25 protein-coding genes and 2 tRNA genes are annotated in these 24,419 nt (G+C 67.5%); 12 read left to right on the forward strand and 15 right to left on the reverse strand.

Annotated features, from left to right (window positions below; translation table 11 throughout):
• The first annotated feature begins 30 nt into the window (after nt 1–30).
• Together F1C12_RS20200 and F1C12_RS20205 are read left to right on the forward strand one after the other, a co-directional pair.
• Nucleotides 31–816 carry a DeoR/GlpR family DNA-binding transcription regulator gene (locus F1C12_RS20200; RefSeq protein ID WP_185276598.1) on the forward strand — a complete coding sequence of 262 codons (786 nt, stop codon included), beginning with the start codon at nt 31–33 and terminating at the stop codon, nt 814–816.
• Nucleotides 817–831: 15 nt separating this feature from the next.
• A complete protein-coding gene (locus tag F1C12_RS20205) occupies nt 832–1,767 on the forward strand; it encodes an aldose 1-epimerase family protein (protein ID WP_185276599.1) in 936 nt (311 codons plus the stop codon).
• Here F1C12_RS20205 and F1C12_RS20210 read toward each other — a convergent pair.
• A complete protein-coding gene (locus F1C12_RS20210) occupies nt 1,746–2,450 on the reverse strand; it encodes an SDR family oxidoreductase (protein WP_185276600.1) in 705 nt (234 codons plus the stop codon). The genes F1C12_RS20205 and F1C12_RS20210 overlap by 22 nt on opposite strands.
• Nucleotides 2,451–2,538: 88 nt before the next feature.
• Here F1C12_RS20210 and F1C12_RS20215 point away from each other — a divergent pair, with 88 nt between their 5' ends.
• A complete protein-coding gene (locus tag F1C12_RS20215; protein ID WP_185276601.1) occupies nt 2,539–3,135 on the forward strand; it encodes a TetR/AcrR family transcriptional regulator in 597 nt (198 codons plus the stop codon).
• On the opposite strand, the gene F1C12_RS20220 is transcribed toward F1C12_RS20215, so the two are convergent.
• Together F1C12_RS20220 and F1C12_RS20225 are read right to left on the reverse strand one after the other, a co-directional pair.
• Nucleotides 3,119–3,511: a DUF1801 domain-containing protein gene (locus F1C12_RS20220; RefSeq protein ID WP_185276602.1), complete on the reverse strand. Its 393-nt coding sequence runs from the start codon at nt 3,509–3,511 to the stop codon at nt 3,119–3,121. The genes F1C12_RS20215 and F1C12_RS20220 overlap by 17 nt on opposite strands.
• Before the next feature lie 25 nt (nt 3,512–3,536).
• Nucleotides 3,537–4,634 carry a calcium:proton antiporter gene (locus tag F1C12_RS20225; RefSeq protein WP_185276603.1) on the reverse strand — a complete coding sequence of 366 codons (1,098 nt, stop codon included), beginning with the start codon at nt 4,632–4,634 and terminating at the stop codon, nt 3,537–3,539.
• A gap of 81 nt (nt 4,635–4,715) precedes the next feature.
• Here F1C12_RS20225 and F1C12_RS20230 point away from each other — a divergent pair, with 81 nt between their 5' ends.
• From F1C12_RS20230 to F1C12_RS20250, 5 genes are all read left to right on the forward strand, one after another.
• Nucleotides 4,716–5,336: a DUF4232 domain-containing protein gene (locus F1C12_RS20230; RefSeq protein WP_185276604.1), complete on the forward strand. Its 621-nt coding sequence runs from the start codon at nt 4,716–4,718 to the stop codon at nt 5,334–5,336.
• A gap of 35 nt (nt 5,337–5,371) precedes the next feature.
• Nucleotides 5,372–6,649 carry a chloride channel protein gene (locus F1C12_RS20235; RefSeq protein ID WP_258046034.1) on the forward strand — a complete coding sequence of 426 codons (1,278 nt, stop codon included), beginning with the start codon at nt 5,372–5,374 and terminating at the stop codon, nt 6,647–6,649.
• 143 nt (nt 6,650–6,792) lie between these two features.
• Nucleotides 6,793–8,106, forward strand: a complete 1,314-nt coding sequence (locus F1C12_RS20240; protein ID WP_185276605.1) for a S1C family serine protease — start codon at nt 6,793–6,795, stop codon at nt 8,104–8,106.
• Between the two features lie 178 nt (nt 8,107–8,284).
• Nucleotides 8,285–8,575 (forward strand): DUF4190 domain-containing protein, encoded by a 291-nt coding sequence (locus F1C12_RS20245; RefSeq protein WP_185276606.1) that lies wholly within the window; start codon nt 8,285–8,287, stop codon nt 8,573–8,575.
• Nucleotides 8,576–8,716: 141 nt separating this feature from the next.
• The gene (locus tag F1C12_RS20250) at nt 8,717–9,283 is read left to right on the forward strand and encodes a hypothetical protein (RefSeq protein ID WP_185276607.1); all 567 of its coding nucleotides are present in this window, start codon (nt 8,717–8,719) and stop codon (nt 9,281–9,283) included.
• Between the two features lie 22 nt (nt 9,284–9,305).
• Here F1C12_RS20250 and F1C12_RS20255 read toward each other — a convergent pair.
• The 7 genes from F1C12_RS20255 to F1C12_RS20285 all read right to left on the reverse strand — a co-directional run bounded on the left by F1C12_RS20255 (nt 9,306) and on the right by F1C12_RS20285 (nt 16,107).
• Nucleotides 9,306–9,382 (reverse strand) — tRNA-Lys (locus F1C12_RS20255).
• 62 nt (nt 9,383–9,444) lie between these two features.
• Nucleotides 9,445–9,897 (reverse strand): hypothetical protein, encoded by a 453-nt coding sequence (locus tag F1C12_RS20260; protein ID WP_185276608.1) that lies wholly within the window; start codon nt 9,895–9,897, stop codon nt 9,445–9,447.
• A gap of 18 nt (nt 9,898–9,915) precedes the next feature.
• The gene (locus tag F1C12_RS20265; protein ID WP_185276609.1) at nt 9,916–10,182 is read right to left on the reverse strand and encodes a Txe/YoeB family addiction module toxin; all 267 of its coding nucleotides are present in this window, start codon (nt 10,180–10,182) and stop codon (nt 9,916–9,918) included.
• Nucleotides 10,175–10,423, reverse strand: a complete 249-nt coding sequence (locus F1C12_RS20270; protein ID WP_185276610.1) for a type II toxin-antitoxin system Phd/YefM family antitoxin — start codon at nt 10,421–10,423, stop codon at nt 10,175–10,177. The genes F1C12_RS20265 and F1C12_RS20270 overlap by 8 nt, the downstream gene beginning before the upstream one ends.
• Nucleotides 10,424–10,649: 226 nt before the next feature.
• On the reverse strand, nt 10,650–14,591 hold the full coding sequence (locus F1C12_RS20275) for a helix-turn-helix domain-containing protein (RefSeq protein ID WP_185276611.1): 3,942 nt from the start codon (nt 14,589–14,591) through the stop codon (nt 10,650–10,652).
• Nucleotides 14,592–14,656: 65 nt separating this feature from the next.
• Complete coding sequence (locus F1C12_RS20280) at nt 14,657–15,016, reverse strand: hypothetical protein (protein ID WP_185276612.1); 360 nt, start codon at nt 15,014–15,016, stop codon at nt 14,657–14,659.
• Between the two features lie 674 nt (nt 15,017–15,690).
• Complete coding sequence (locus F1C12_RS20285; protein ID WP_185276613.1) at nt 15,691–16,107, reverse strand: hypothetical protein; 417 nt, start codon at nt 16,105–16,107, stop codon at nt 15,691–15,693.
• Nucleotides 16,108–16,546: 439 nt separating this feature from the next.
• On the opposite strand from F1C12_RS20285, the gene F1C12_RS20290 reads away from it, so the two are divergent.
• A complete protein-coding gene (locus tag F1C12_RS20290) occupies nt 16,547–17,707 on the forward strand; it encodes a tyrosine-type recombinase/integrase (RefSeq protein WP_185276614.1) in 1,161 nt (386 codons plus the stop codon).
• A 9-nt stretch (nt 17,708–17,716) separates the two neighbouring features.
• Here the strand turns inward: F1C12_RS20290 and F1C12_RS20295 are convergent.
• Nucleotides 17,717–17,789 (reverse strand) — tRNA-Lys (locus F1C12_RS20295).
• A 57-nt stretch (nt 17,790–17,846) separates the two neighbouring features.
• Between F1C12_RS20295 and F1C12_RS20300 the strand changes: the two genes are divergently transcribed.
• From F1C12_RS20300 to F1C12_RS20310, 3 genes are all read left to right on the forward strand, one after another.
• Nucleotides 17,847–18,476, forward strand: coding sequence for a DNA-directed RNA polymerase subunit beta (locus tag F1C12_RS20300; RefSeq protein WP_185276615.1), 630 nt, complete (start codon nt 17,847–17,849; stop codon nt 18,474–18,476).
• 270 nt (nt 18,477–18,746) lie between these two features.
• The gene (sigK, locus tag F1C12_RS20305) at nt 18,747–19,307 is read left to right on the forward strand and encodes an ECF RNA polymerase sigma factor SigK (RefSeq protein WP_185276616.1); all 561 of its coding nucleotides are present in this window, start codon (nt 18,747–18,749) and stop codon (nt 19,305–19,307) included.
• The gene (locus tag F1C12_RS20310; RefSeq protein WP_185276617.1) at nt 19,304–20,098 is read left to right on the forward strand and encodes an anti-sigma factor; all 795 of its coding nucleotides are present in this window, start codon (nt 19,304–19,306) and stop codon (nt 20,096–20,098) included. Before sigK ends, F1C12_RS20310 begins: the two co-directional genes overlap by 4 nt.
• 73 nt (nt 20,099–20,171) lie before the next feature.
• On the opposite strand, the gene pstB is transcribed toward F1C12_RS20310, so the two are convergent.
• The 4 genes from pstB to pstS form a co-directional block, all read right to left on the reverse strand.
• Nucleotides 20,172–20,951 carry a phosphate ABC transporter ATP-binding protein PstB gene (gene pstB, locus F1C12_RS20315; protein WP_185276618.1) on the reverse strand — a complete coding sequence of 260 codons (780 nt, stop codon included), beginning with the start codon at nt 20,949–20,951 and terminating at the stop codon, nt 20,172–20,174.
• 47 nt (nt 20,952–20,998) lie between these two features.
• Nucleotides 20,999–22,096 carry a phosphate ABC transporter permease PstA gene (pstA, locus tag F1C12_RS20320; RefSeq protein ID WP_185276619.1) on the reverse strand — a complete coding sequence of 366 codons (1,098 nt, stop codon included), beginning with the start codon at nt 22,094–22,096 and terminating at the stop codon, nt 20,999–21,001.
• Complete coding sequence (pstC, locus tag F1C12_RS20325) at nt 22,096–23,043, reverse strand: phosphate ABC transporter permease subunit PstC (protein WP_185276620.1); 948 nt, start codon at nt 23,041–23,043, stop codon at nt 22,096–22,098. The genes pstA and pstC overlap by 1 nt, the downstream gene beginning before the upstream one ends.
• A 92-nt stretch (nt 23,044–23,135) precedes the next feature.
• A complete protein-coding gene (gene pstS, locus F1C12_RS20330; RefSeq protein ID WP_185276621.1) occupies nt 23,136–24,230 on the reverse strand; it encodes a phosphate ABC transporter substrate-binding protein PstS in 1,095 nt (364 codons plus the stop codon).
• Nucleotides 24,231–24,419 lie beyond the last annotated feature (189 nt).

Raw genomic sequence — 24,419 nt, forward strand, 5'->3', positions numbered from 1 at the left:
AGTAAACGTAAGCGCTGGAGCATTGCCGGTATGAGCGAACCGCTGCCCGCCGCCCTCCGCCGCGAGCGGATGCTCGACCTGATCGGCCGCACCGGGTTCGTCCGCGTCGCTGAACTGAGCGAGGCGTTCCAGGTCTCGGACGTCACAGTCCGCTCCGACCTCGACGCCCTCGACGCCCAGCAGAGCATCCGCCGCGTCCATGGCGGGGCCGTGCTCCGCGGTGCGGGCACGCGCGAGGCGAGCTTCGAGGAGGCGCTGGAGTCGTCCGCCGACGAGAAGCGCAGGATCGGCGCGGCCGCCGCGGCGCTGGTCGCGTCCGGCAGCAGCGTCCTGCTCGACGTCGGCACCACGACCGCCGCGATCGCTCGCACCCTGGCCGATCGCGACGACCTGGAAGACGTGACGGTCATCACCAACGGCCTCACCATCGCGCTCGAACTGGAGCGGGCCATCCCGCGCTTCCAGGTGGTCGTCACCGGTGGCACGCTTCGGCCGCTGCAGCATTCTCTGGTCGAGCCGCTGGCCTCGATGCTGCTGGAGCGCGTCCACGCCGACCTGGCGTTCATCGGCTGCACGGGCGTCGACCCCGTGGGCGGGATCACCAATGTGAACCTCCCGGAGGCCGACCTCAAACGGGTCATGGTGGCCTCCTCGGGCCGTGCTCTGGTCGTCGCCGACGGCTCCAAGCTCGGCCGTACGCACGTCGGCCGCATCGCCGCGCTGGAGGAGGTGGCCGGCCTCGTCACCGGAGAGTCGGCCGACGCGGACGCCGTGCGAGCGCTGCGGGCCGCAGGCCTGCCCGTGACCATCGCCTAGGAATACGCTGTCCCCATGCGCGCACCGACCGGAGAACAGTACGACCTCGAGTTCGGCGATCTGACCGCGACGGTCACGCAGGTGGCCGCCGGCCTCCGCACCCTCCGGTACGGGGGAGTGGACATCCTGGAGCCCTTCCCGGAGGACTCGACGCCGCCCTCGGCCGACGGCATCGTGCTGATGCCGTGGCCGAACCGGGTGAAGGACGGCGTCTGGGAGCTGGACGGCGTGCCGCAGCGGCTCGCCCTCACCGAGCCGGCGCTCGGCAACGCGTCGCACGGGCTCCTGCGCCACCGCCCGTACGCGCTGGTCGAGCGCACCGACTCGGCGGTGACCCAGGCGGCGACGATCTACCCGGAGGCCGGCTACCCGTTCATCCTCGACACCACGGTCACGCACGAGCTCGACACGGAGGGCCTGACGGTCACGCACACCGTGACGAACCGCGGTGAGCGGAGCGCGCCGGTCGCCATCGGCGCGCACCCGTACCTCCGGATCGGGGACGTCCCGGCGACGCAGCTCACGCTGACGGTCCACGCCGGCACCCGGTTCGAGACCGACGACCGGCTGAACGTGACCGGCGAAGCGCCCGTCGCGGGCACCCGGTTCGACCTCTCCGAGGGCGGCGTCGTGGCCGACCTCGACCTCAACGACGGCTTCGGCGACCTGCGCTCGCCCGTCGAGCACGTGCTCTCCGCGGCGGACGGCCGCACGGTCACGCTGTGGGGCGACGCGTCGTTCGCCTACGTCCAGGTGTTCACCCACCGGGCCTTCGCGACGAAGGAGGCCGGGGAGGTCGCGCTCGCCGTGGAGCCGATGACAGCCCCGGCGAACGCGCTCAACACCGGTCAGGGTCTGCGCTGGGTGGAGCCGGGCGAGACCTGGACCGCACAGTGGGGCATCCGGCCGCGCGGCTTCGCGTCGGACTCCTACCTGGCGAGCTGGGGGTAGAGGACGCGCACGTCCTGGTGGAGCACCGCCTTCACTTGCTGCGCGGTCTCACCGACGATCGCCTCCGCGTCTCCCGCCGCGACGGCGTCGAGCGCTTCGGCGACGACCTGCGCCGGCGGCACCTTGTAGCCGTCCGCGTGCGCGGCCATCTCGGTGTCGACGTAGCCGACGTGCACACCGACCACCTGGATGCCCTGCGGCGCGAGCTCGACGCGGGCGGAGTTGCTGGCGGACCACAGCGCCGCCTTGCCCGCGCTGTAGGAGCCGATTGCGTACCAGCTCAGCGCGGAGTGCATGTTCACGATCGCGCCCCCGCCGTTGGCGGCGATCACTGGTGCGAAGGCGCGGGTCACGAGGACCGGCCCCCAGAAGTTGGTGTCGAACTCGCGGTGGATGGCGTCCAGGTCTCCGCTCACCAGGGACTGGTTCACCCCGATCCCGGCGTTGTTGACGAGCACCGTCACGTCCGTCGCGGCCTCGGCGGCCCGGCGGATGCTGTCCGCGTCGGTCACGTCCAGTTCGAGCGGGACGACGCGCGGGTCGGTGACGACGACCGATTCGGGGCGGCGTGCCGCGGCGTAGACCTTCGCGGCGCCGCGCTCGAGGAGTTCGGCGACGAACGCGGCGCCCAGCCCGCGGTTGGCGCCGGTGACGAGTGCGACGCGGCCGGTGATGTCGGTCATGGTTGTTCCTCCAAAAGTAAACCGATCTGTTTCCGACAATGTACACAGATCGGTTTACTTTCTGCAACCCGGCCTCTAGAATCGACGCATGACCACGACGACCATCCCGCGCCCGAAGCCCCGGGAGCGTGTGCTGGACGCCGCCGCCCGGCTCTTCATCCGTGAGGGCGTCCACGCGGTCGGGGTCGACCGGCTCGCCCAGGAGGCCCAGGTCTCCAAGCGCTCCATCTACCAGCACTTCGAGAGCAAGGACGCGATCGTCGCAGACATGCTCACCGAGTACGGCCCACGCGTGGTCGCGGGCTACTTCAGCCAGGGGGACGACGACCGGACCCCGCGCGAGCGGGTGCTGCACGTCTACGACGCCCTCCATCGCGCCGCGGAGGCCGGCGACTACTTCGGCTGCCCGTTCGTCAACGTCGCCACCGAGCTCCGTGACAGGGACCACCCGGCCGCGCAGGTGGCGCAGCACTTCAAGGGCGAGCTGACCGCGTACTTCCAGCGCCAGGCCGAGGCAGCAGGGGCAGCCTCGCCGCACGTGCTCGCCGTCCAGCTCACACTGCTGTTCGACGGCGCGTCCGCGAGCGCTGCGCTGTGCGGCGGGACACCGTTGGCCGCCCGGCTCGCTGCCGAGACACTGTGGGACGCGGCATTGCGGGACGCGGCGGTCAGCGCCGCCCGGTGAGCTTGCGCCAGCCGCCCGCGCGGTTGTCCGCGATCAGCCGCCGCAGGAAGACCAGCAGCGCCTCCCGGTCGATCGGGTCGCCCTCCCGGAAGCCGACGGTGCGCGCGGTCGTGTTGTCGTGGCCGGCCGTGATGAGCCCGGCAGGGTCGGGGACGATCCCACCGTCGTAGACGAACAGGTTGACATGGTCCTTCGCCGCGAGGAACGCCGCCACGTTCCCGTCGAGCACGAAGTACGGCTGCACGCTGCGCTTGATCGTCTCCTCGATCTCCGGGTCCGCCGCGTGCAGGATGTCCCGCAGCTCGCCGAAGACCTCCTGCTGCCAGGCCGGCAGCGGCGCCAGGTACGCGTCCACCCGGGAGTCGCGTTCGCTCATGGTCGGAGCGTACGCCGCGCCGTCGTCACGGCACGATCGACAGGAAGATGAAAGCGGCGAAGACGATCAGGTGGATGCCGCCCTTGATGCGCGCCGCCTGCCCCGGCATGATCGTCAGGATGCTGATGACCACCGTGAGGATCAGCAGCACGATCTGAGACGACCCGAGCCCCAGGTGCAGCGGCCCCGGCAGCCAGATCGACGCGACGGCGATCGCTGGGATGGTGAGCCCGATGCTCGCGATCGCGGAGCCGAGCGCCAGGTTGAGGCTGGTCTGCATCCGGTTGCGCCGCGCGGCCTTCGAGGCCGCGATGCCTTCCGGGAGCAGCACGAGCAGCGCGATGATGACGCCCACGAACGACTGCGGGAGGCCGATCCCGGTCACGGCGCGCTCGATCGGGGTGGACTCCAGCTTGGCCAGCCCGACCACGGCGACGAGCGCGACGAGCAGGAGGCCGACGCTGATCAGCGCGGTGCGGGTGGTCGGCGCGTCGGCGTGGCTGTCCTCGGTCAGCGGCGTGCCCTTGGGCGAGACCGGGAGGAAGAAGTCGCGGTGCGCGAACGTCTGCGTGAAGACGAACATCCCGTACAGCGCGACCGACGCGATCGCGGCGAAGGCGAGCTGCCCCGGCGAGAACTCCGGTCCCGGCGTCGCCTCCGTGAACGTCGGCAGCACCATGGTGAGGGTGGCCATCGCCGTCACCGTGCCCAGCGCGGCGCCGCTGCCCTGCGCGTTGAACGTCGTGGTCTCCTTGCGGCTGGCGCTGAGCAGGAGGCTGAGGCCGACGATCCCGTTCATCGTGATCATCACCGCGGAGAACACGGTGTCCCGGGCGAGCGTCGCGGAGTCCTTGCCCGTCGTCATCAGCGTCACGATGAGCGCCACCTCGATGATCGTGACCGCCACGGCCAGCACGAGGGAGCCGAACGGCTCGCCCACCCGGTGCGCCACGACCTCCGCGTGCTGCACGGCGGCGAGCACAGTCCCGGCCAGCACGACCGCGATCAGCGCGACCGCGACCGGCTGCAGTTCGACCGTCCAGAACGCCACCAGGACGACCACTCCGATGACGGGGACGACGACCGTCCAGAAGCGTGCCAGCCAGGTCCCGAGCGCTCTCATGCCTTCATACTGCCAGTGCATCTCGGCCCGGGGCGGCGAGTCCTCGCACGAGCCGGGGCCCGGGCGTGCTGAGAATAGTGCATGTCCGCCTCGACTCGTGCCTCCATCGCCCGGCCCGCTCTCGCCCTCGCGCTCGCCGCGGCGTTCGCCTGGGGCCTCGCCGGCTGCGCCGCAGGCACGAACCCGTCGTCGTCGCCCGCCTCGTCGGTCAGCACGCCCGACGCCGCATCCGACTCACCGCGCCCGACCGCGACCAGCACCTCGCAGCCCGTCCAGGGCCAGTGCGCCACGTCCGACCTCGCCGGGAGCATCGGCAAGGGTGGAGGCGGCGCGGCCGGCCACGTGGAGGTCACCCTCATCCTCACCAACAACGGCTCATCGCAGTGCTCGCTGCAGGGCTGGCCCGGTGTCTCGTTCGTCGGGAACGGCAATGGCACCCAGCTCGGCAGCCCGGCCCAGTTCGACCGCAGCACCCCGCACGACACGGTCGTCCTGCAGCCGGGAGGCACCGCGCAGGCGCCGCTGCGGATCGCACAGGCCGGGAACTACTCCGACTCGGACTGCAAGCCGCAGCCCGCCGACGGGTTCCGCGTCTACCCTCCGGGGGCGACCGATTCGCTGTTCGTGAAGGACGCCGACTTCACGGCGTGCACGGCCACGACGGTGAACCTGCTCACGGTCGGCGGCCTCGCGGCCCCGTGACCGGAACGCGTCACGGCTGGCAGTAGCCTGGGAGCGTGCCCACCTCCCGACGCGTGCCCTCGCGCGCCACGCCCGCCTGGCTGATCAGGCTCGTCGTCGTCACCACGCTCGTCGGCGTCGGCGCGGGAGTGGGCGGCGGGCTGGTCTACCTCGGCCTCCACACCATCCAGCACCTGGCGTTCGGGTACTCGGAGGGGACCTTCCTGGAGGGGCTCCTCGAAGCCCCGCCGGCGAACCGCGTCATCGCCCTGGTCCTCGCCGGCATCCTCGGCGCGGTCGGCTGGTTCTTCCTGCGCCGCTGGGGACGCCGCAGCCCCGGCCACGCCATCGTGTCGGTGGAGGCCGCGGTCGGCGGCCGCAGGATGCCCGCCGTCGTCACCCTCCTCAACTCCGCCCTCCAGGTGATCATCGTGGGCCTCGGCGCCTCCATCGGCCGGGAGGTCGCCCCGCGCGAGATCGCCGCCTGGTGGGCGTCCTGGCTGTCCGAGCGCGCTGGCGTGAGCGCACGCGAGCGCCGCATCCTGGTCGCCTGCGGCGCGGGCGCCGGCCTGGCCGCCGTCTACAACGTCCCGTTCGGCGGCGCGGTCTTCGCCATCGAGATCCTGCTCGCCGAGATCAGCTTCGCCACGGTGCTGCCCGCGCTCGCCACCTCGGCGATCGCGGCACTCGTCGCCCGGCTGGTGGTGCCGGCCAACCCGCTGTACCTCGTGCACCAGATCCCGCTGCGCCCGCAGATCGTGGTGTGGGCGATCCTCGCCGGCCCGATCATCGGCTTCGCCGCCGTCGGTTTCGTGCGGTTGACCCGCTTCGCCCAGAATCACCGGCCGAAGTCGTGGGGCATCCTCATCGTCATGCCGCTCGTCTTCGCCGCGGTCGGCGTCGTGTCGCTCTGGCTGCCCGCGATCCTCGGCAACGGCCGCTCCCTCGGCCAGCTCGCGCTGTCGGCGTCGCTGCCCGTCCTGGTCATCCTGCTGACGACCGTGGTCAAGACCGCGGCGACGGTCGGGACCATCGGGGCGGGCGCCGCCGGCGGCACGCTGACCCCGTCGTTCGCGATCGGCGCCGGCGTCGGCCTGACACTCGGCGGCGTGTGGGAGTTGCTCTGGCCCGGCGAGCCGATCGCGGCCTTCGCCCTGCTCGGCGCGGCGGCCTTCCTCGCTGTGACGATGCGCGCACCGCTGACGGCGCTGCTCCTGGTGATGGAGTTCACGAACCAGGGCCCGGACATGCTGGCGCCGATCATGCTCTGCATCGCGGGGGCCGTGGCGGTGGGGTACGTGCTGGAGCGGGGGCGGGTCACCGGGGTGGCGTGAGCGTCCTCGCGTGACCTCGGCGTGACCCGATTCATAGGAATCTCTAGTTTTCTCCCGGCGGAGTCAAAACCTCCCCATCACGGCCTCCCACTCGGATGCGGTGTGCTGTCGACATCAAGCCTGAAGTCGAGAGGACCACAGTCATGGACGAGGTCGAGGGAGTTCCCCCCGTAGCAGCAGAGCATCGTGCGGCACAGCCCGCCCCCGCCGCACCAGCGCGCGCAGCGCGGAGCCGACGCCGGCCGGTGATCGTGGTCTGCACCGCGGTCGCCGCGACCGTCGCCGTGGGCTCGGCGTTCGGGCTCGGGGCGCTGGCCTACACCGCCGGGTCCGCCTCCACCACCGCCTCCACCACGTCCGGCAGCGTCCACAACACGCTGAGCAGGAACGGGTTCGGCTCGGGAGGGTACGGCTACGGCTACGGGAGCAGCGGAGGCTACGGCTCGTCCGGCTCCGGCTCCGGCTCGTCGTCGGGTTCGTCCTCCTCCGGCTCCTCCAACCTCGCGAGCGCCACCGCCGCCGAGGAGGTCGGTGTCGTCGATATCACGTCCCAGCTCAGCTACGCGCAGGCGGAGAGCGCGGGCACCGGCCTCGTGCTCACCTCCAGCGGCGAGATCCTCACCAACAACCACGTGGTGGAGCAGGCCACCAGCATCAGCGTCACGGTCGTCGCGACCGGAGCGCAGTACACGGCCACCGTGGTCGGCACGGACTCCACCGATGACATCGCCGTGCTCCAGCTGAGCAACGCCTCCGGCCTCAGCACGGCGAACCTGGACACCGCGGGCGACGCGGCCGTCGGCGACGCGGTCACCGGCGTCGGGAACGCCGGCGGCACGGGCGGCACGCCGTCCGCCTCGCCGGGGACCGTGACCGCGCTCGACCAGACCATCACAACGCAGGCCGAGCAGACGGCCGTCTCGGAGACGCTGAACGGCCTGATCCAGACCGACGCCGACATCCAGGCCGGCGACTCCGGCGGCCCCCTGTTCAACGCGTCCGACCAGGTGATCGGCATCGACACCGCCGCGGCGCAGGGCGGCGCGACCGAAGGCTACGCCATCCCGATCCAGAACGCGCTCACCATCGCGGGCGAGATCACCTCGGGCCAGGCGTCGTCCACGGTGACGATCGGCTACCCGGCGTTCCTGGGGGTGGAGGTCGCGTCGACGGACAACTCGGCTGCCGGGTACGGCTACGGCTCCTCCGGATCCTCCGTCTCGGCCAGCGGGGCCACCATCTCGGGCGTCGTCTCCGGCGGCCCGGCCGCCTCCGCCGGCCTCACCGCCGGCGACACGATCACTGCAGTGAACGGAACCGCGATCGACTCGGCCCAGGCCCTCACGACCGCGCTCGCCGCCCTCCACCCGGGCGACAGCGTGAGCATCGCCTGGACCGACGCGTCCGGCGCCTCCCAGTCGGCGCAGGTGACGCTGGCCCAGGGGCCGGTGGCGTAGGCGGCCGGTGGCGTAAGCGGACCCCCACGGAACGGGCCCCGGGCGACACGCTCGGGGCCCGTTCTGTTTCGTCGTGATGCAGGTGCGTGGACCCGCCCGCGCCGGGTCCCGGGGCGTGTCGGCGGGCTGCTAGAGTCGCGCCAGGCCGCCGCGACGACGCGGCCCACGAGGAGATGCCATGGACGAGCCCGAGTTCACCCCCTTCCCGCAGGCAAGCGCTGAGGCCCGGCCGGTGGCGCCGCCGTTGCCGTTCAGCCAGCAGGCGATCTGGGGTTTCGTGATCTCGTGCGTGAGCCTGTTCGTCTTCGGATTCCTCGGCCTGCTCGGAGTCCTCCTCGCGTCCCGCGGTTTCCGCGCGGCATCGCAGGGCCGGGCGCGCGGTCGCGGGTTGGCCATCGCCGGGATGATCGTCGGGACCGTGGGGTTCCTGTTCTACGCCGTCATGTTCTGGTGGTCGCACTTCGCGTAAGCCGCTCGACCGGCTGCGAGTCACCAACTCCCCACCGGGCCCGGACGCTCCGGAGAGCGGATGGCGGGTGCTGTCCCCGTGGCGGCGGGCCGCCCGGACGGGGGATGTCTCGCCCGGGACTCCCTCCCATACGCTTCCCCCATGGGGGATCAGCAGTTCTACGGCCGCGACCGGAACACCGAATGGAGGCGACCGCTGATCGTCGCGTCGATCGTCGTCGGGTCGGTTCTCGCGCTCGGAATGGTCGCCGTGGTCGTTTTCGCGGTCGTAGTCGCGGTCGGCATCTTCCATCCGTTCGCCTCGAACGCCGCCGAGGCCCGAATCAAGCCTTTCGATGCCGCACTCGTGGAGGCGGGGGGCACCGAGCTCTGCTCCAACGGTGATGCAGGGTACGGCTGGGACAACGCCGTCCCGTGGTCGACGGCCTACTACCTCGTCCCCGAATCGGTCGCCGTCTCCGACGACCTGAGGAGGACGGCCGCCGACCAGGGGTACACCGTCACCCCGATGGGGCCGGAAGACCCTGAAGGACCGGCACCCGCCGAGTCATTCGGTTCAGGTGAAGGCCTCCGGATCTCCATCTACCGGAACGCGGACGTCCCGCTCTACTGCAGCGATGTCGCACACTACGGTGACCCGCACCACGTGGAAGGGAACGACGCCATCGTGGAGGTGAGCGTCTCGCTCCCTAGCCGTCTGCCCGATTGACCCCGGGTTGTGACTTACTGGGTGGGCCCCGTGGGGCTCGAACCCACGACCCGCGGATTAAAAGTCCGCTCGGGGCCCGCGCCAGGTGAGTCGTGGCTCGGAAGATCCGCGGAATTCCGCACTTTTGGAGCGCATTGAGATCTCTATGACCCCAGGTGATCTCATACAGGTGTGGGCAAATTGTGGGCACGCGACCCTTGGGGAGGGATCGGCTCTGCCTCGATCAGGTATCCGTCCCGATCTTGCGAAAGGAGCGCGGTAACCCGCCACGGCTGTCGAATGTCGGGAAGACCGAAAGCTTCGAACTCGTATGACCGCACACAGGACAAAGTTCCGCGCAGCGTGATCCGGTCGCCTACCTCGGGAAGGCGACCGTCGGCGGCGTCCTGAGTCAGAGCCTTGAATGTCGACGTAGCAAACACGGTCTCGACTAGCTGATTGAGGTCGTCAGCTCTGGACCACTCCACTACTCCGTCATACGATTCGTCACTCCCGTCGGCTGTCCACATCCAACCCAGCCGAACCGCCATAAGAGGAATGTCTACACCTGGCAATGGTTCCGGAATCTCGTCGTCGATGACCACGTCGTCCGGAATATGGATCCTCACGCTCACAGGCTCAACTATGTCGGATCAGTAGTGGTAGCGAGCTTGCAGAACGATGACGTAGTTGTCGTCGACCAGATACACGAGGCGGTTGGCTTCGTCGATGCGTCGTGACCACGCCCCAGCCAGCGCGTGCTTCAGCGGCTCCGGCTTGCCGACGCCGTCGAACGGGTCGTCGCGGAGGATGTCTTCGATCAGGAGGTTGATCCGCTTGAGGGTTCGACGGTCCTGGCCTTGCCAGTAGAGGTAGTCCTCCCAGCCGCCGGCGGTCCAGGCGAGCTTGCGGTCACTCACTAGTCAGGTCGTGCTCGGTGATGTCTCCGGCTCGTGCGCTCTCGATGGCGTCGATGAGGCGCCGTGCGTTCTTGGGCGAGCGCAGGAGGTAGGTGGTCTCGAGCAGCGAGTCGTACTCGTCCTTCGACATCAGCACGGCCGAACCACGCTTGGACGTGATCTCGACCTCGGTCTGGTCGAGATTGACGCGTTCGATGAGGCCGAACAGATCGCTGCGAGCCTCGCTTGCTGTGATGGCCATGATTCCTCCAAGTGGTACAAGATATCGTACCACTCAGCTTTTCGGGGCTACAACCGCAGCCTCACGCGGTCCTGATGCCAATCGTTGGCTTTTTGATCGGCCCGGTTCCAGCGCTCGCGGTCAAGGCTTTCTTATACCGGTCGCGAAGGAGCGGCGGTGACTGCTTGAGTGTCCAGCCAAAGAGTGGGGGCTCTCGAGTAGGACTCATCTCCGCTGAGGACACCGACTATCCGTCGTCGCTCCAACTTTCGGCTTCGAGGTCGTGGGCTGTAGCTTCATCGCGATAGGAGTCCGCGATGCCGCGGAGTACCCGTGCGGTGCGAGGCCATCGCGTGGCGATCACGTCAGCATCTGCTCGGTATTGCTTCTCGAGCGCTCGCTCCTGGTCGCCTCCCTCGAACGGATCTCGGCTCGTTATTCCTCGCCGATTCGATCGACCGATGTGAATGCCCGTGTCGATTCGGGGACTTCCAAGTGTGTCAATGACTTCTCGAACTGCTTCTGCGGGCCAGATACCGTCCGTTCCGACAGGGCTGGCTGCAAGCACCTCGCCGATCTGCTCATCCCCAACGGCACCCCGGCCGCTGTCCGAAAGGGCGAGACGGGCAGTCCGCACCCATTCGATCAGAGCCTCGCCGTCGATGGTGCCGTCTCCGCGCTGGCCGGGCAGCGTCGTCCACTCACGAAGAACATTGAATGCGAGGTGACCGAATGCCTGCTCTCGTGCCGACAGAGGCCGTTTCGGCTCACCTTCAGCCCGATATATCGCTTGGATCATCCGAACGAACTCCATGGGATCTCGCGCAAGCAAGCGATAGAGCGCCCCAGACGGCTGATTGTCGTAGAGAAGCGGAAACAGGGTGAACTCGAACCGCGGGAGGTCCGTGTCATCAGGTACGGAGTCTTCCAAAAACTGAAGAAGCTGCTGCGCGTAGTATCCGTCCATCGTGGGATCCTGGGGCGTATCGGTGCCGGAAACGATCGCCTCGAACGTCCCCTTTACCTGCTCGACAGACACCGCCAGCTTCTCGTGAAGCATGAAGCTCAGAAGTTCGAGCGCCTTCCAATGGCGTCCATGGGCAACGAGTACATCGACAGCATCGCTCCACTCCTCGCGAGGCGCACGGATGCCGCTGATCCGCGACCAGTACTGCTCGGCAAGGTCGTCACCCACGGTGTCGATGTGCTCCCAGAATTGCCGGGAGAACGGGACGGCTGCCATGAGAAGCGATCGTGCCGTCGAATCATCGAATCCAGGCATCGACAGCGTCCGCTCGAGCCACGCCAGGCCCTCGTTCAGCATCTTCAGGTTCATAAAGATGAGGGCCGCATTGATGAGGATGTTGTCGCCCGAACTCAGCCAGCTGACGATGGTGTCGAGTGGAGCATCGTCTCGGGTGGCGAGGATTGCGCTGATCTCGTTTGTGAGCTTGGCCTCGCGGGTCAGAGCAGTGAGCGCGTCCCTTCCTGCCGCGATGGCGGATGCCACGGCCTCATTCCTCAGGCGAGCAAGCTGAGATGCGTATTCAGGTTCATCAGAGTTGACGCCCGGGATTGTCACGCGCCACTGGAAGAGGTTGGCGAATTTGCGAGGGTCGCCTTGCGGCTCGAGCAACTCGGCAAGCTCGTGGTAGGTGGCGAGCTGGTCCGGCGACAAGGACCATTGGGCATCCGGAAACTCCTCGTGATGGCTCAATTCGGTCCTCAGGGCGTCCCAGACCTCAAACCTGGATTCTGCGCTCCAGCACTGTTTCCCGACGACGTCGCGAAGGCAACTCAGAACCTGCTCCCGATCTCGCGGAGGCAACTCGTCGACGTGCGGGATGATCTCTACCCAACGACGCGGGTCGTCGCCGGCCGCGCCGATCGCGAGTTCCGAGAGGCGGTGGACGAACTCACCCCAGTCGGCAAATGAGACGCTTGTACTCTGGGGCGCCCAATCGCGATAAGCAGGTTGCGCCGGCGGGAACGCCGTCATGTGTGATGAGGGCCACAGTCCAAGGACCAGCTTCCAGCCGGTCTCTGAGTCGCGTCGGAGCACTCGCTCGACTACCGCAATCTTGGCGTTCGACTCCCCACCGCTATTCGCAATCCAGCCATAGCTGATGCGCAGAAGGCTCTCGATGGGACGGTTGCTGAGCTTGCCACCCGGATCTACCATGGCCAACTTCGCCAGGAGGTCGGCGGCTTGACCGAAATAAGTTGGCGACCAGCTCAAGCGTTCAAGAGCCCAGAGCAGACTCGGATGCGAGGACGACGGACCTAAGGCGTCAGAGGTCGCGTCCTCAAACATCAACCGGAGAATTGGTTCCTGACGGTCGAGGTCAAGTTCGACTGCGCGGATGAAGATGTCCGGCGATGCCTCGGCGAGGTCGGGGAGTGACGGCGACAGGCGACGCCACGTGCGACCGGTCGGGTCAGCGGCAGCTGCTTCGAGCAGGTCATGCACGATTCTGTCAACGACACGCTGAACCTCTTGGCCGTTAAGAATTTCGTCGGTCACTGACGCCGCAAGAGAAAGGCCCCCAGATACGCCCTTCGCTAGCGTTTCGGAGAACTCGGGACGCGTTCCTTTAGCGCTCGCGGTGAGGCGAGCGACAGTGTCCATACCTTCGTACGGGTCGTCAGCAAGGAGCACGGTGGGAACGATTGAAGCCCACCGGTCGAGCTCAGCAGGAGTCAGCATGGGAAAGAGAAGTAGCGCTGCTTCCGTTGGAGACGTTAGGCGCCAGCTTCCCGCCGAGCGAATGAACGGTGCATCCTGCCGCGGCGAGAGCCGCTGCAGTTGGCGACTTATCTCGTCGCGAGTGTGCCTGGTCAGGGTCTCGAGGGCGGCGAGATCACCATCGGAATTTGACCAACGGCCGACGAGCGCCAGCGGCGCAACAATCGACGTCGTCTGGCCCTCTGTGACCCAATCCGGAGCTTTGAATCGCGGATCGCGGCTGAATCGCCGCACAAGCGCGGGCATGCTCCGTCGCGCGAGGGCAACTACTTGCTGGCGCTGATCGAGCGCAGGGAACACCTCTGCGAGGGCCTCGTTCGCAGCTGAACGGCCGATTTTCGGAAGTGAGATCAGCTTTGGATGGCGAACGATCTCGTCCTGACTGGCAGGGACAACCACATGGTGACCTCGCTCGAGAGCGTGGTCGATTTCGGTTGCCCCGTCGAATAGCGGCACCAGAACGAGCGGAGTAACTGATTGGATTATTCGTTCCCAAGCGGCCGAGTCGTCAACAACAATCGTCCGCTGCAAGATCTGCGTGTCCGACTCGAGCGAGGCGAATACGAATGCCAACGCCTCGTCGCGCCACGGCGCCTGAACCACCGTGATCTCCCCGTCCGGCGCGCCTGCCACAGAGTCCCGAAGCGCTTCCGCCTGAGCTCTTCTCCCGGCGACAAACAGGTCGCCCGGTAGCTTCGGATGCGTGCGGGAGGAGAAGTCCGCCCACCAGCGCTCCAGTGTTCGGGCTCCTCGCGGGTTGAATCCAAGGCGCTCCGAGATCCAGTAGTGAACGAACGGCGTCTGAATCAACCACTGCTCAAGGACGTGGGCATCGATCGCCTTCACGTCCGCAAACTTGTGCTCAGATCGTCGCTCGTCCGCCCACTGCGCCCCGCCGGGCCAATTTCGAGGCGTGGCAGCAACGAAGGTCAGAGATGAATCTTTATCTCGATGCTCGAAGTCAGAAGTTGCCTTCGTTTTCGAGTCGCGGTTCGTTCCGAACTCAAACCGCAGTTCACCTGGGGGCAGAATATAGCTTCCTGTCGACGTCGCTCGGCCGTCCCAACCATGCCCTGCAACTCCTTCGTATGCGCGAACCTCGAGGTTCGTGATTCCGGGCGTCGAAGCCAGGAGCCGACGCATGAGATCAGGGAATGCGCCCTTCGAATCTTGCGAGTCGGCCCATCTGTTGAGCTCGTTTGCCGTTACAAGTTCGGGGCCCTCGGTGCGAAGAGCGGGTCCGATTGCTGATGCGGCTGACCCACGCTCCCCTTGCATTCTCATGACTGTTGCCCGTTCGAAGCGAAGGTAGCGAGAGCCCGGAATTCGCGCAGACACGAGAACGCCAGTTGCGGCCCAGTTGCGCACCGTGTTTTCGTGCACGCCGAGGAGGCGAGCCGTCTCTCGAACGTTGATGTATGCATCATCGGGATCGTTCTTCATAGAACCAGCATATCCTGTGGACTTTGTTGAGATTGTGGACTTTGTAAAATGGGCGAGTCGACTAATCAGAGAGTGCGTTTGCTGAGGGCTTGGCGACTCAAGCGCGTCTGCGCGGCCAGCGAATTCCAAGTCTCGCCGACCTCGCGAAGTTGTGCGATTAACTCGTCGCGTTCGAGAAGCGCTGCATCCTGCTCACGGCGAAGTCGATCGATCGACCGCGATACCTCGGAGAGTCGCTTGAGGGCGTCGACGCGTGTTCCCCACTTAGCCTCGAGCTTCAACATCGCGTCGGCGGCGTGCCGCTTGGCGGCCTCCCGGTCGCGGTCTTCAGCGTGCCGCGCAGCGGCAGCGTCGTGTGCTTGGCGTAGCCGCGCGTAGGACGCTTCGCGCCGGTTTGCCTCTCCGGAACGCCCCCGTTTTGCCACGCAACCTGGTTTACACGCGACCCCTGTCATTCACTGGGCTGCCGAAGGACACCACTTAAAGTGCCTGCGTGCATTGCTCTTGGCTCCTTTCTCGCTCGGCTTGGGGTCTCCTTTTCGTTTTCTAGTTCTGCTGTTCCTTCGTCCTTGGTCTCGTCTGGCTCTGGTTTCTCTTCTTTGTCTTCGTCTCTCTGGTCAGCCTCGTTCTCTCCCGAAACAGATCCCTGTCCTATCGATTCGTGTCCGCTCAGAAGGGCTCCGCCATTGCGCTAGGTTCGCAACATGAGTGCAGCCCGCGGGGACAGAGCCAGACGAGTCTGGTTAATCGTCTTCTTGGCCCCCGCAGTCATCCTCACTCCGCTGATCGGGTACATCGGTCCCGCGAAGGTATTCGGGGCCAACCCGTTTGCATGGTTCGTCGGTCTCGCCTATTTGGCCGCGGTGGCCACGTACCTGATTTCCGACTACCTGCGCCACAAACCAAAGCCCTCAAAACCGCCCGGCGTCGGGCGGCGGTCGCCATGCGGCTCCTGAGAGCAAGGAGTAAGACTCCTGGGTGCCGCACGGGGCATCCTCGCGCCCGGAGTGACCGTGTCAAGGGTGCAGGTCCGCTGCATCATGGAGCGACGCGCAGCGCTCTTGACGCGGTTAGGCCGCGTGATTTCTCCCAGGGCAGCTCAGACGCGGTCCATCCATTGAGGCGCCCCGGCCTTCTTGGCCTCTCTGACCCACCCGCGAAGCATGCTGAGCTGCTTGTTGTTGTACTGCGTCACGTCTTGGAGGGGGCGTGGTTTCGACCACAGAGCGCTCAGCGGGGTGATCAGTCTGATGCCTGATCGGGTGTGCCAGTGGATGGACGAGTAGGCACCGGTTACGCGGTCGACCTGTCGCAAGGGGATACTGCGCGACCAAAACATTCCGGTGACGATGACTCGATCGCGGTGTCGTCGGATTCCCGCGAACAGCACCCATCGGGCTGCGACGTAAAGGCTCGCCAAGATGAAGACGGTGGCAACGGTTACGCCGCCGGCGTTGAAGTTCCGTTGCAGGGCGGCGACAGATGAGATCGAGACGACTCCTGTGGGCAGGAGCACGCCGAGTCGCGGTAGCCAGTGAGGGTGAATCCGCGCTGCCGACACAGCGTCAGGCGGGGCTCCTTGGCTGCTTACATCCACGGTGCGAAGCTATCGCAATCGAGTGCCGTCTAGTGGGAATCTGCGACGCATTCGAGATCCGAATTCCTCGACCGCCCCGCCCAAGGCATCCTCGCGCGCTGAGCGACCGAGTCAAGGGTGCAGCTCCGCTGCATCGCGGAGCGACGCGCAGCGCCCTTGACACGATCTCTCAACGCGCCACCATCGGGCGTCGGGGCGGATCAAGAAGCTGTGTGATTTCTACCAAGGTCTGATTTGCGCGCCGTTTCCAGCCCGGAACGACAACGTGTAAGTGAGGGGCAAGTTCTCCGAGCTGGCCTCTCCTGCGAGCCGCGCAGTGTCGGTGCACGGTTGGAGACTCGAGTCTGGGGTGAGGTCAATGGGGAGCATCAGCGCATACGAGACCGTCGCTGGACGGCGTTACCGGGTCCGGTACCGGACGCCCGGACACCAGCAGACCGACAAGCGCGGCTTCCGCACCAAGCGCGACGCCGAGCTGTACCTGGCCTCGCTGGAGCTGGCCAAGGCGCGCGGCGACTATGTGCCGGCCGCACGCGCCGGCGTCAACTTCGAAACGTGGAGCGAGAAGTGGATCGACTCGCTCGTGCAGGTCAAGCCCAGCACGTTGCAGGGTTACGCCTCCATCACTCGCGGGCGCCTCCAACCGCGATGGGGCTCCACGCCCTTGAACGCGATCACCCACTCGGACATCCAGTCGTGGATCTCGGACGAGAACAGCCGTGTAGGCGCCCGCACCGTCCGCTCGTACCACCGGGTCTTCTCGATGATTCTGAAGTACGCGGTTCGCGACGGCCGCCTGGGTCGAAATCCCGCCGACGGTATCCGGCTGCCCCGTATCCGGTCGAAGAAGCATCCGTACCTCACCCATGCCCAGTTGCACGAGCTGGCCGCTCTGTGCGGCTCAGAGGGCCTTGTGGTGCTGTTCCTGGGATACACCGGCCTGCGCTGGGGAGAGCTCGCGGCGTTGGAGTGCCGCAACGTCGACTTCACCCGCCGGCGCATCCAGGTCGATCGAGCCGTGGTCGAGCTCGCCGATGGCCGATTGGTCTACGGCTCGCCGAAGAACCACCAGCAACGCAGCGTGCCGTTCCCATCGTTCCTGACTGACCAACTACGGGCCCTCGTCGCGTCAAAGGGTTCACGCGACCTGCTCTTCACGTCGCCCTACGGCCGCCCGCTGCGGGTCAACAACTGGAAGCGCAAGGCCTTCGACAAAGCAGCAGACACCCTGGCCGATAGCCACCCCGACCTGCTGCGACCGACTGTCCACGATCTCCGCCACACGGCCGCGAGCCTGGCAATCTCGGCGGGCGCCAACGTGAAGGCAGTGCAGCGGATGCTCGGTCACGCCTCTGCGGCGATGACCCTCGACGTCTACGCCGACCTCTTCGACGATGACCTGGATGCCGTTGGGGACGCATTGAGCCGTCTTGGCTCTCCAGAAGTTGTGGGCAAAGTGTGGGCAAATCCCGAAATCGTGAAGCCTGATTCGGCCGCCGATGGGCTTGGATCCCTTTGATTTACTGGGTGGGCCCCGTGGGGCTCGAACCCACGACCCGCGGATTAAAAGTCCGATGCTCTACCGACTGAGCTAGAGGCCCTCGTCCTCTAATCTAGCGTGGATTCCGTACCTCTCCGTGCCGGGGCAGAATGGGGGGATGCCCGATCGATATCACAAGCCCACGCTGTTTCCCGGGGGGATGTTCGAGGCGTTTCTCGGTGGGGATGATCCCGCCCAGATCAGCAAGGTCGCCCACGAGACCGCCCAGGCGCTGCTCGCGCGCGTCAGGGAGGACCCGGACCCGGAGATCGTGGACCGGCTGGTCGCGTACACCGACGAGCACGGCATCGACGCGATCGCCGAGCTCTGGGCGCGGTCCAACCCCAAGAGCCTGCCGGGGGCGTTGTGGCGGATCTACCTGCTGCGGCTGCTGATCCGGCAGGACGCCGAGGGCACAGCACAGCTGTACCAGCGCGGCACCGAGGTCATCGCCTCCATCGACCCCGTGGTCGCAGGCGCGCCGACGCCGGCCGGGCCGGGGGAGGTGACCGAGCTCGCCGACCGCATCCTGCGCGGCGTGTTCGAGGGTGACTTCGCCGTCGCGCTCGACCGGGCGGCCGCGTTCTGCCGGGTGACGGCGGCGGGATGCCTGTCCGTCGCCGACGACCGCGACCCGCTCGACCCCGAGCGGGCGAGCGAGCTCACCACGCGCGCCCTGCGGTTCACCCGCACCGCGGAGGAGCTGACGGCCTGTGCGCGCCTCTGGCGCACCGACTCGCTCGACTGAGCGCAGACGGGCAGGGCTCCGGTATTCCCGCTCGCCGTTCTCTCCCTGCGAACGCCACGCCGTGAAGCCCGCCGCGGCCTCCTGTATGCTTGACGAAGCCGGACCGCAGTAACCCCGGGCTCCAATACTTGCCGCTTCGAGCGGCCTCGCGCCGAGAGGCGTTCTGCGGTCCGGCTCTTTCATGCCCTCCCGCCTGTTGCGGGCCCGCTCACCGCAGTGTGGTCTACTGTCGATGACGACATCGGGCGGCGAACGAGCGGAGAACACACGGTGGAGGACGCCCCGGCGGCCGAACTCGACGGCCTCCTCCTGCGCACCGCGCAGGGCGACCAGCGCGCGTTCTCCGACTTCTACGACCGCACGGCGCCCCGCGTGCTCGGCCTGATCCGGCGCGTCCTGATCGACGCTGCGCAGTCCGAGGAGGTCGCTCAGGAGGTCTTCCTGGAGGCGTGGCAATCCGCTGCGCGGTTCGATCCGAATAAGGGCAGAGCGCTCACCTGGATCCTGACGATGGCCCACCGGAGGGCGATCGACCGCATCCGCGCGTCCCAGGCCTCGCACGACCGGGACACCGCCGTGGGCATCCGCGATCTGCCCACCGCGTTCGACGTGGTGGCGGAGACCGTGGAAGTCCGGGTGGAGCACGAACGAGTGGAGGTGGCGATGGCGAAGCTGAGCGAGGCGCAGCGCCAGGCCGTCGCGCTCGCGTACTACGGCGGGCTCACGCAGAGCGAGCTCGCGGCCGAGCTCGGCATCCCCCTCGGCACAGCCAAAACCCGGTTGCGGGATGCGATGATACGGCTGCGCGACGAACTGGGGGTGACACGATGACCGACGAACGCGACAGCGTGGACCCCACACGCCTCGGTGCTCGCCTCGGCGCGGACGACGCCCGCGAGGCGGACGACTTCGAGGAGGTGGCCGCCCAGCTCGCGCTCGCGGCGGAGCCCGTCGAGCCGCCGTCGGCGATGAAGGCCGCCCTGTTCGCGCGGATCGCCGAGACTCCCCAGCTCGCCCCGGAGACCGAAGCGCCGACGCAGACGCAGCCGGAGGCGCGACCGCTGACGGAGGCCGCCCCCGCCGCGCGATCCGACGCACCGGCCCCCGCGCCCGCGGAAACCCACGCCCAGACGCCCGCCGAGCGCCGCGCCGCCCGCCGCTGGTTCCAGCGCCCCGGCGCCATACTCGCATCCGCCGCCGCTGCCGTCGTCCTGTTCATCGCGGGCGCCTTCGTCGGCGTCTCCCTCGCCGGAAGCGACTCCTACCAGCAGCAGCAGTCCTCCGCCCTGGCCGCCCTCAACGCCGCACCGGACACCCAGCGCAGCACCGCCGACATCGCCGGCGGCGGCACGGCGACGCTCGTCTGGTCGGCCCAGCTCGGCCAGTCCGCGCTCGTCGCCACCGACCTCCCGAAGCTCGCCGGGGGCAAGACCTACGAGCTCTGGTACATCCGGGGCGGCGCGGCGACCGCGGCCGGGACGATGGACGCCGCCGGCCACGTCGCGACCTGGCGCGTCCTCAGCGGCACCATGTCACCGGGTGACACCGTCGGAATGACGATCGAGCCGAGCGGAGGCTCGAAGCAGCCGACCACGAAGCCCATCGTCGCGATCACCTCCTGAGAAGTCCCGGCCACCCGGAACGCAGCGAGGCCCACGAGACATCCCGTGGGCCTCGCTCATACCGCGCGGCGGATCAACCGAAGCGGCCGGAGACGTAGTCCTCGGTGGCCTGCTCGGTCGGGTTCGAGAAGATCATGTTGGTGTCTGCGTACTCGATGAGCTTGCCCGGCTTGCCCGTGCCCGCGATGTTGAAGAACGCGGTGCGGTCGGAGACGCGCGAGGCCTGCTGCATGTTGTGGGTGACGATCACGATCGTGTAGTCGTTCTTGAGCTCCTCGATCAGGTCCTCGATCGCGAGGGTGGAGATCGGGTCGAGGGCCGAGCACGGCTCGTCCATCAGGAGCACGTCGGGGGAGACGGCGATGGCGCGCGCGATGCACAGACGCTGCTGCTGGCCGCCCGACAGGCCGGAGCCCGGAAGGTTGAGGCGGTCCTTCACCTCGTTCCAGAGGTTCGCGCCCTGCAGCGACTTCTCGACCAGGTCGTCGGACTCGCTCTTCGACATCCGGCGGTTGTTCAGCTTGACGCCGGCGAGCACGTTGTCGCGGATGCTCATGGTCGGGAACGGGTTCGGACGCTGGAACACCATGCCCACCTGGCGGCGCACCAGCACCGGGTCGACGCCGGTGCCGTACAGGTTGTTGCCGTCGATCAGCACTTCGCCGTCGACGTAGGCGCCGGGGATGACCTCGTGCATGCGGTTCAGCGTGCGGAGGAAGGTCGACTTGCCGCAGCCCGACGGGCCGATGAAGGCGGTCACCGTCCGGGGCTCGATGGTGAGCGACACGCCCTCGACGGCGAGGAACTTGCTGTAGTAGACGTTGAGGTCGTTGACTTCGATGCGCTTGGACACGTTTTTCCTTGTCTGCGTTCTTCGGGTTGAAGCTGTGGAGTCCGCGGTCAGCGGCCGTACTTGGGGGCGAAGGCCTTCGCGATGATCCGGCCGATGAGGTTGAGCAGCATGACGATGATGATCAGCGTGAGCGCGCCGGTCCAGGCGCGGTCGATGGAGGCCTGCGCGTGCAGGCCGGCCGCCTGCGTGTACTGCGTGTACACGAACACCGGCAGCGTCATCATGCGGTCGTTGAACAGGTCGTAGTTCATGCTCGTGGTGAACCCGGCGACGATCAGCAGTGGCGCGGTCTCGCCGATCACGCGGGCGATGGCGAGCATCACACCGGTGACGAGTCCGGCGAGCGACGTCGGCAGTACGACCTTCAGCACGGTCAGCCACTTCGGCACTCCGAGCGCGAGGGAGGCCTCCCGCAGCTCGTTGGGGACGATCCGCAGGATCTCCTCGCTCGAGCGCACGACGACCGGGATCATCAGCACGGACAGCGCGACCGATCCCATGAAGCCGTTGCGGATGGCCGGGCCGAAGAAGAGCGCGAACAGCGCGTAGGCGAACAGACCGGCGACGATCGAGGGGATGCCGGTCATCACGTCGACGAAGAACGTGATGCCGCGGGCGAGCACGCCGCGGCCGTACTCGACCAGGTAGATCGAGGTGAGCAGGCCGATCGGCACCGAGATGATCGCCGCCATGAGCGTGATCTCCAGCGTGCCGACGATGGCGTGCAGCGCGCCGCCGCCGTCGCCGATGACATTGCGCATCGACTCGGAGAAGAACGTGATGTCGAACCGGGCGAGGCCCTGGGCCACGACCGTCCAGCCGAGCGAGATCAGTGGCAGCAGCGCGATGATGAACGCGGTCGCGACCAGCGAGGTCACCAGCCGGTCCTTGGCCTTGCGGTTGCCCTCCACCAGCAGCGAGGTCGTGTAGATCGCGACGTCGAACAGGACGGTTCCGAAGAACACCGCGCCGACGATGTTGAAGCCCTTGGTGGCGCCGCTGGCCGCGAGCATCGCGAAGACGGCGATGAGGACGGCCCAGGAGCCGACGAGCATCACCCAGGGTGTCCAGCGCGGCAGCTTGCCTGCGGTGTACGAGTTGGTCAGCGGGCGGGGACCCGCGGTCGCGGTCGTGGTGGCGGCCATCAGTTCGCTCCAGAGAAGGCCGCACGGCGGCTGACGATGTAACGCGCGAGCATGTTGATCAGCAGGGTGACCACGAACAGCACCAGGCCGGAGGCGATGAGGGCGTTGACGCCGACTCCGGTGGCCTCCGGGAACTGCAGTGCGATGTTCGCGGCGATGGTGTTCGGGCTCTGCGCCTGCAGGACGGCGAACTTCACGATCAGCGCCGGCGAGAGCACCATCGCGATCGCCAGGGTCTCGCCGAGCGCGCGGCCGAGGCCCAGCATGATCGCCGAGACGATGCCGCTGCGGGCGAACGGGAGGACGGCCATGCGGACCATCTCCCACTTCGTGGCGCCGAGCGCGAGCGCGGCCTCCTCGTGCAGGCGCGGGGTCTGCAGGAAGATCTCGCGGCAGATCGCGGTCATGATCGGGATGACCATCACGGCGAGCACGATGGCGGCCGTCAGGATGGTGCGACCGGTGCCGGAGATCGGCGGCGCGAAGAGCGGGAACCAGCCGAGGTACTGGCCGAGCCAGGCGTAGAAGGGCTGGACGAACGACGAGAGGGTCGCGATGCCCCAGAGGCCGAAGACGACCGACGGGACCGCGGCGAGCAGGTCGATGATGTAGCCGAGGGTCTGTGCGACGCGGCGGGGCGCGTAGTGCGAGATGAAGAGGGCGATCCCGATCGACAGCGGCGTCGCGATGATGAGCGCGATGAGCGCCGCCCAGATGGTGCCGAAGACCAGCGGCCAGACCCACGCCCAGAAGTTGGTGGCGTTGTTGGGCAGCTGGCCGGCGCCGGCGGAGAGGGCCGGGATGCTCTGGATGATGAGGAAGAGCGCGACGGCGGCGAGGGTGGCGAGGATCAGCGATCCGGCCACGACGGTCGAGGTGGAGAAGACGCGGTCGCCGAGGCGGACTTTCGCCTTCGGCCTGATGGCTCCTGCGGTTCCGGCGGTCATTCGTTGCTTTCTCTCATCGGGTTCCCCGAAGGGTGAGTGTAGTGCGCCGCTCGGCCTGGACCGGGTGCGGTCCAGGCCGAGCGGCCGGGGTGTTACTTGATGCTGGCGACAGCCTTGCTGACCTTGGAGGACAGGTCGCTCGCGAGCGGGGCCGAGCCGGCCTGGTCCGAAGCGGCCTTCTGGGCGTCGCTGGAGATGATGTAGTCGACGTAGCCCTTCACCAGGTCCGCCTTGGCGGCGTCCTTGTACTGCTGGCAGGCGACCACATAGGAGACGAGCACCAGCGGCCAGGCACCCTTGGAGGTGTCCTTGCGGTTGATCTGGATGGCCAGGTCGTTGGTGTCGCGGCCCGAGGCGATCGGGGAGGCGGCCACGACCTTGGCAGCACCGTCGGCGCTGATCTTGGTGTAGGTGTCGCCGACCTTGATCTGCGCGATCGAGAGACCGGCCGAGCCGGACTCGTCGATGTAGGTGATCGAGTTCTTCGCGTTCTTGGTGGCGTCCGCGACACCCGAGGTGCCCTTAGCGGCGTCGCCGACCTGGAACGGGAAGGTCTGGGAGACCGGGGCGGTCCAGACGGTCGGGGCGTTCGCCGACAGGTAGTCGGTGAAGTTCTGGGTGGTGCCCGAGTCGTCGGAGCGGTGCACGACGGTGATCGGGGCCGACGGGAGGGTAGCGCCCGAGTTCTGCGCCTTGATCTTCGCGTCGTCCCAGGTGGTGATCTTGCCCGAGAAGATGCCGGCGATCGTGTCGGCGTCGAGCTTGAGGTCCTTCACGCCGTCGACGTTGTACGCGATGGCGATCGGGGAGATGTAGACCGGGAGGTCGATGCCCTTGGCGCCCGCGGCGCAGCCGGCGAAGGTGCCGCCGAGCTCGGCCGTGCTGAGCGCGGCGTCGGAGCCAGCGAAGTCCGCCGCGCCCGAGATGAAGCTCTTGCGGCCGGCGCCGGAGCCCTGCGGGTCGTAGTTGACGGTGACCTTGGGGTTGGCCTGCTGGAAGCCTGCGGCCCAGACGGTCTGCGCGGCGCCCTGAGCGGACGAGCCGATGCCGTTCAGCGTGCCGGAGAGGTTCGACGGCTTTGCCGTGGTGGTCGCCGGGGTGCTGCCCTCGTTCGACGCACAGGCGGTGAGGGAGATGGCGGCGGCGGCGAGGAGTGCCACGGGAACGCCAAGACGCTTCAGTTTCACAGTTGTCCCTTCCGGGGATCAGTAACAACAGGACGGGGTCGGTGCGACCCGCGTGAGACGCTATGCCCGGTGTCTGTCCAGAGTCCCCCGCAGTGGTAAACGGAAGGTAAACAAGGGTTGGCTAGCTGGTGCGTGAGCCCAGCGGCCCCGCGGGGTAGAGCCGTCGTTCTGCGCCCGCGGGGGCCGTTC

Origin of the sequence: Leifsonia shinshuensis, assembly GCF_014217625.1 — a bacterium.
Classification (GTDB): domain Bacteria; phylum Actinomycetota; class Actinomycetes; order Actinomycetales; family Microbacteriaceae; genus Leifsonia; species Leifsonia shinshuensis_A.